The sequence below is a fragment of the Streptomyces sp. NPDC000410 genome (assembly GCF_040300305.1).
Classification (GTDB): domain Bacteria; phylum Actinomycetota; class Actinomycetes; order Streptomycetales; family Streptomycetaceae; genus Streptomyces.
Genome location: NZ_JBEPDM010000050.1, coordinates 41,604 through 48,488, shown reverse-complemented (window position 1 = coordinate 48,488; position 6,885 = coordinate 41,604). Strand labels below are relative to the sequence as shown.

Below are 6,885 nucleotides of genomic sequence, written 5' to 3'. Positions count from 1 at the left end.
CCGTTCTTGGGGAAGTTCCGGGTCGACCGGCAGATAGGCCCCTCCGGCCTTCAACACGCCCAGCAGCGCCACCAACAGATCCACCCCGCGCTCCAGCGCGACCGCGACCACCGACTCCGGACCAACACCCCGACCCATCAACAACCTGGCCAGACGATTCGCCCGAACATCCAGCTCCGCGTACGACACCTCCACACCCTCAAACACCACCGCCACCGCACCCGGAGACCGCCCCACCTGCACCTCGAACAACCCCGCCAACGTCCCAGCCGGCACCTCACCCACCGTGTCATTCCACTCCACCAACACCCGACGACGCTCACCCGCACCCAGCACATCCACCGAGCTCAGTGGTCGGTCGCTATCGGCGTCCATGGCCTCTTCCAACGCGGTGACCAGGTTCTCCAGCGCCGTACGCAGCAGCACTGTCACGGCCTCTGGGTCCACCGGTGGCACGGCGTCCACCGCGAGCCCGATCCCCTCCCCGTCGTCATCGACCGCAACCCAGAGGGGAAAGTTGGTGCGCTCCCGCGCGAACACCATCTCGACGTCGTCCAAGCCCACGCCAGTCACGACGCCTGTGCCGCCGCTGTGCCGGTAGTTGAACAGGGACGTGAACAACGGCATGTCCGCCGGCACGCTGCTGGCCTGCTGGGCGACCGCCAGCGGCGCGTGTTCATGCTGAAGGAGACCCGCCAACTGCGCGCGCATGGCAGCAACCGCCGCCAACACACCCACCTCGTCCACCCGCGTGCGAACCGGCAACGTATTCATGAACGGACCCGGCGCCCGGTCCGCTCCGGCTCCCGCATTCATACGGCCGAACAGAACCGTCCCGAACACCACATCATCACGACCACTGACCGCCGCCAGCGTCCGTGCCCACGCCACATGCAGCACCGTCGCCGGACTCGCACCCAGCCGCCGCGACACCTCCCGTACCCGCTCCACCAGAGGTGCTTCCAACCCGACACGCACGTGGGTCGCGTCAGCCCCGTCGCCGTGCGTATCCGCCAGGCCGAACGGCATGGTCGGCTCACTCACGTCACCCAGGAGTTCCGCGAAGAACCGCTCATGCTCGGAGCGATCCTCCCCGCCCCGTGTCTGCGCCACGAAATCCCGGAACGGCAACGGCTCCGCCAGGTCGCCGCCCCGACCGTCGATGAAGGCCTCGACTTCCTCCAGTACCACTGCCAGCGTCGTCTGGTCCCGAACGATGTGATGCATGCGCAGTGCCGCCAGCCAACGGCCCGTGCCAGGCTCGACCGCCACATGTACGTCGACCAGCGGCGCCTCTCGCAGATCCATGGACCGGCCGCCGATCGCCATCAGCTCGGCCACCGGGTCCGTGGCCTTCGGGTCCAGCTCCACGTGCTTCACCGGCAGCGCGGCGTGGCGCCGCACCACCTGTACCGGTTCGCGGAGCCCCTCCCACACCACACCGGTGCGGAACACGTCATGCCGGTCGATCACCCGCTGCAACGCATCCACGAACGCATCGAGCCGCGCCCGCGCGTCGAACTTCAGCACCGTGGGCGTCACATACGCGTCGTCCTCGCCCTCGCCCACGAGCAAGTGGTGGAACAGCAGGCCTTCCTGCAGCGGTACGAGCGGGTAGATGTCGGCGATGTTGGCAGCCCCACCGTCCACGCCCGCGACAATGCGTTCGATCTCCTCGGCGGACAGCTCCACCAGCGGCAGCATCTCCGGCGTGATCTCCACGGCGTCCGCAGGGATCAGATTCGCCGGCACCACAAGCGTCTCCGCACCCGCCGCAGCGGCAAGACCCGCCGGAGTCGGCGACTGGAAGAACGCACGCACCTCCAGCGAGACGCCTTGAGTGCGCAGCCGCTCAATGAGCGTCACGGCCAGCAGCGAATTACCGCCGAGCCGGAAGAAGTTGTCCTCGACCCCGACCTGCTCCAGGCCGAGCACCTCGGCGAACGCGGCGCACAGGATCTCCTCGCGCGCGTTCGCCGGGCCCCGACCCCCACCGGACACGTACTCCGGGGCGGGCAGCGCCTTGCGGTCCAGCTTCCCGTTCACCGTCAACGGCAGCGCATCGAGCACGACCACGGCAGACGGAACCATGTACTCCGGGACTCGGCCCGATGCGAATTGCCGCACAGCATCCGGAAGTTCACCGTTGTCACTGTCGGCTTCCGGTACGACGTAGGCGACGAGGCGGGTGTCGCCCTGGGCGTCCTCACGGACCACGACCGCCGCCTGCGCAACCTGCGGATGACCGGCGACCACGGCCTGAACCTCACCCGGCTCGATCCGGAACCCCCGGATCTTCACCTGATCATCCGCCCGCCCCAGATACTCCAGCGCACCATCCGCACTCCACCGCACCAGATCCCCGGTGCGATACATCCGCTCACCGGTGCCCGTGTACGGATTCGCCACGAACCGCTCCGCCGTCAACCCCGGGCGCCCCACATAGCCACGCGCCAACTGCACACCCGCCAGATACAGCTCACCCACCACACCCACCGGCACCGGCCGAAGCGCGCCGTCCAGCACAAACGTCTTGGTGTTCGTGATCGGCCGACCGATCGGCACCGAACCCTCGCCGGGCGCGCACTGCCAAGCGGTCACGTCGACGGAAGCCTCCGTCGGCCCATACAAGTTGTGCAGCTCCACACCCTCGAAAACCTCGAAGAACCGCTCCACCACCACGGCAGGCAACGCCTCACCACTGCACACCACCCGCCGCAGCCCCCCACACCCCACCGCGACATCCCGCTCCCGCAGGAACACCTCCAGCATCGACGGCACAAAATGCACCGTCGACACCCGCTGCTCGGCCATCAGCTCAGCCACATAACCCGGATCCCGATGCCCACCCGGCCGGGCCACCACCAACACCCCACCCGTCAGCAGCGGCCAGAACAACTCCCACACCGACACATCGAACCCAAACGGCGTCTTCTGAAGAACCCGCTCCCCCGCCACCAACCCGAACCGCTCCTGCATCCACACAAGACGGTTCACCACACCCTCATGCGACACCACCACACCCTTCGGCACACCCGTCGACCCCGACGTATAGATCACATACGCCGGATGCGAAGGCAACACAGACCGCTCACCCACCGGACCACCCTCAAAGCCCGCCGACTCCCCCACCACCTCAGGCGTCACCACACACACCGCACCCGCATCCGCCAACATGAACTCAACCCGCTCCCGCGGCAGCCCCGGATCGACCGGCAGATACGCACCCCCCGCCTTCAACACACCCAACAGCGCCACCAACAGATCCACCCCACGCTCCAGCGCCACCCCCACCACCGACTCCGGACCAACACCCCGACCCATCAACAACCTGGCCAGACGATTCGCCCGAACATCCAGCTCCGCGTACGACACCTCCACACCCTCAAACACCACCGCCACCGCACCCGGAGACCGCCCCACCTGCACCTCGAACAACCCCGCCAACGTCCCAGCCGGCACCCCACCCGCCGTGTCGTTCCACTCCACCAACACCCGACGCCGCTCACCCGCACCCAGCAGCTCAACCTGGCCGACCACGTCCGCCGGGGATGCTGCCGCGATCCAGTCCACAACCTTCTTGAAGCGTCGAGAGATGTCCCTTACCGCGTCCGAGTCATGCAGGTCCCGATTCGCGCCGACCGCGATCTGAATCGCGCCGTCGGCCGACCTGTCGTACACGTCGATGCCCAGGTCGTCGATAGGGCCGGGGACGATGTTGCGCACGGTGGTGACGCAGTCGCCGAACGCCAGCGGGTAGGCGAAGGACATGACGTTGATGTAGAGGCCGCAGAGCGGAGCACTGTCGATCCGGTTCAAGTCACGGTGTATGTCCTCATAGCGGTACCGCTGATGCCGGAGCCCCTCACGGATCCTCTTCGAGGCTTGCCGTACGAGATCGGCGACGGAGGTTCCCGGATCGATCGTGAGCCGGATCGGCAGAAGGTTGGCCGTCAAACCGGGTATGCCGAGTTCCCTCTTCCCCACGCGGCCGAGGACGGGGACGGCGACGACGACGTCACGCGCCCCGGTGACGCGGTGCTGGTACACGCCGGCGGCAGTGATCAACAGGCCGGCGAGGCTGGTCTTCAGCCGCCGTGCGGACGCCTTGAGGCCCTTGGCCTCATCCGCGCCGACTTCTTCGGTGTGCCGGATCGGCGCGTCCGGCAGATCCCTGAACCGATGCGCGCCAGGACCGGCGTCCTCCAGCAGGTCCGAAAGGGTCTCGAGCCAGAACTCCCGATCCCGGTCGAAGTCCTCCGACTCCCTGTAGGCAATGTCCGATTCCATCAGTACGGACAGCGGCTCCAGGGCTGCGTCGTCGTCCTGACGGCCTTCCAGGAGAGCGGCGTAGATCTGCGCCACGCGGCCGGCCATGACCACGCCGCTGTATCCGTCGATGGCGAGGTGGTGCGTTCGCTGGTACCAGATGAAGTGGCTCTGTCCAAGCTTGAACACCACCTGGACGTAGAGCGGCTCGTTGAAGAGGTCCACCGGGCGGCGCGCGTCCCGCTGCATCCACTGCTCGGCGTCCGAACGCGGGTCCGCCGCGCCAGTCAGATCGACAACGTCGATCGGGAATTCGTACGAGCGGTCGATGAACAGAAACGGAATCCCCGCCTTCTCACGGAAGCGGAGATGATACGCATCGGCCTCGTCAATCGTACGCCGCAGTGCCTCGACAAACAGGTCGACCTTCAAGTCGCCCCGAATCTCGATGCATTCGGCAATGTTGTAGATGGGGTTGTCGGGCGCCAGCTTCTGAGCGTTCCAGATGCCGAGCTGGCCTGACATCAGTTCCAGGAGATCGCCCTCGGACGCGCCCATTCCCGCCCACCCCAATCATTCGATGTTGCGACCCGGCGTTTCACGGCAGTTGACGATGCCTCCTCGCCCGGAAGAGGCCCCGATAACACCTGAAGGGCGCCGGCCAGGCCGGCGCCCCCCGGAGACGGCGCAGGATGTCGCGCCGCGCTGACCGTACGATGCGGTCTACTTCTTCTCCATGGCCTCTATGAGGCTCTTGGGCCGCATGTCGGTCCAGGACTTCTCGATGTAGTCGAGGCATTCCTGGCGTGCGGCCTCACCGAATACGGTCTTCCAGCCGTCGGGCACATCCACGAAGACCGGCCAGAGCGAGTGCTGGCCTTCCTCGTTGACCAGGACCAGATAGCTGGCGTCGGGATCGTCGAACGGATTCGTCACGGGACCGTCCCCTCTCGAGTGAATGATGTGGATCGCAACGCTACGGGGGTTGCCGGCACCATTCGCGCCAGCCCAACAAGTGCCTGGTTGCCGTGGATCACTATGCATCAGCGTTCTTCATGCGATCAACAGTCAGCGATCACCCACGACGCACGGCGGTCCGGGTGTTCAACTGCGCGCCGGCGCCGGTTGAACACCCACGTGAACACCCACGTGAACACCTGCGAGAAAACCCCGTCAATACCTGCGCGAACACCTCGATGCACACGCGCGTGGCTCCTGTCGAACCTTGACGGTCAACAGCGCATCGTGCCACCGTGCCAGCCATATTCAGGGTCCGCAATAATCTATTGCCTGCCGCGTGGCCGCCGAGTACCTGGTCTCGAAATCGAGCGAACTAGCGAGGTATCCCCGCATGCACAGCGAGCCGGCCCAGCCCCGTCCGCAGATCAACCTCGTGGATCCGGAGCTGTACTCGCACGGCGACCCTTTTGAACAATGGCGTTGGCTTCGGGCCAATGAACCCGTGTACTGGCACCCGCCGACGGACCTGCCCGGCTTCTGGGCGCTCACCAGGTACGAGGACGTACGTACGGCATACCGCGACTCGGAGACTTTCAGCTCGGCTCAGGGCATTCTTCTGCGCCCCGCCGAACATGGCGAGGACCCGGGCGGCGGGCGCACGCTAGCACTCACCGACCCGCCGAGGCATCGTCAGCTCAGGGGTCTGGTCGACGAATGGTTCGCCCTTCGGTCGGTACGCGGTTTCGAACCGGAAATGACCGAGGTCGCCAACCGTGTGATCGACGACGCGCTCGCTCGCGGTACCTGTGACTTCGTGGCGGACATCGCGGCCCGCGTGCCCCTGTACGTGATCTGCAACATGATGGGCGTTCCGAGTTCCGACTGGGAGCACCTGTTCAAGCTGACCAGCCAGGCCTTCGGCGCCGGCGACCCCATGACCCAGCGGTTCGCGCATCTGGACATCATGGGGTACTTCGAGGATCTCCAGGCGGCCAAGGCGGCGAATCCGTCGGACGACTTGGTGAGCATACTGGCGACTGCCAGTATCGACGGAACTCCCCTCTCGCCGGAAGACATCATTCTCAACTGCGACAATCTGTTGGTCGGCGGCACCGAGAACACACGCATAGCAGCCGCCGGCGGGATGCTCGCGCTTCTCGAGCATCCCGATCAGTGGCGCATGCTGTCGGAGGATCCGGGCCTGCTGCCCTCCGCAGTCGAAGAAATACTTCGCTGGACATCCACGGCCACACATATCATGCGCACCGCGGTGCGGCCGATCGACATACACGGGCACAGCATCGAGGTGGGCGATCGTGTCACCTTCTGGCTGCCCTCCGCGAATCGCGATGAGTCTGTATTCGAAGAACCTGACCAGTTCGACATCCAGAGAAAGCCGAACCGGCATCTCGCCCTTGGATTCGGGGAGCACTTCTGCCTCGGCAGCGTACTCGCCCGCGCTGAATTGCGAATTCTCTACAACGAGCTGCTGCGCAGGTCCATTCGCATCGAACTCGACGGCACACCCACTCGATTGACCTCGATCGTGGTCAACGGGCCCGAGTATCTCCCGGTCAGGCTGACAGCGACCGCTGCCGCCTAGCGACGACACCGGGAAACCCGACAGCGAGGAAGATTCCGTGTCAATGATGGGCG

General features: G+C 65.8%; 3 protein-coding genes. 1 reads left to right on the top strand and 2 read right to left on the bottom strand.

Annotated features, from left to right (window positions below; translation table 11 throughout):
* Together ABT342_RS31840 and ABT342_RS31835 are read right to left on the bottom strand one after the other, a co-directional pair.
* Positions 1–4,827 (bottom strand): non-ribosomal peptide synthetase (locus ABT342_RS31840; protein ID WP_351581526.1); only part of this gene is annotated, 4,827 nt, incomplete at its 3' end.
* Positions 4,828–4,992: 165 nt separating this feature from the next.
* Positions 4,993–5,205 carry an MbtH family protein gene (locus ABT342_RS31835; RefSeq protein ID WP_351581524.1) on the bottom strand — a complete coding sequence of 71 codons (213 nt, stop codon included), beginning with the start codon at positions 5,203–5,205 and terminating at the stop codon, positions 4,993–4,995.
* Positions 5,206–5,620: 415 nt separating this feature from the next.
* Here ABT342_RS31835 and ABT342_RS31830 point away from each other — a divergent pair, with 415 nt between their 5' ends.
* Positions 5,621–6,832, top strand: coding sequence for a cytochrome P450 (locus tag ABT342_RS31830; RefSeq protein ID WP_351581522.1), 1,212 nt, complete (start codon positions 5,621–5,623; stop codon positions 6,830–6,832).
* Positions 6,833–6,885 lie beyond the last annotated feature (53 nt).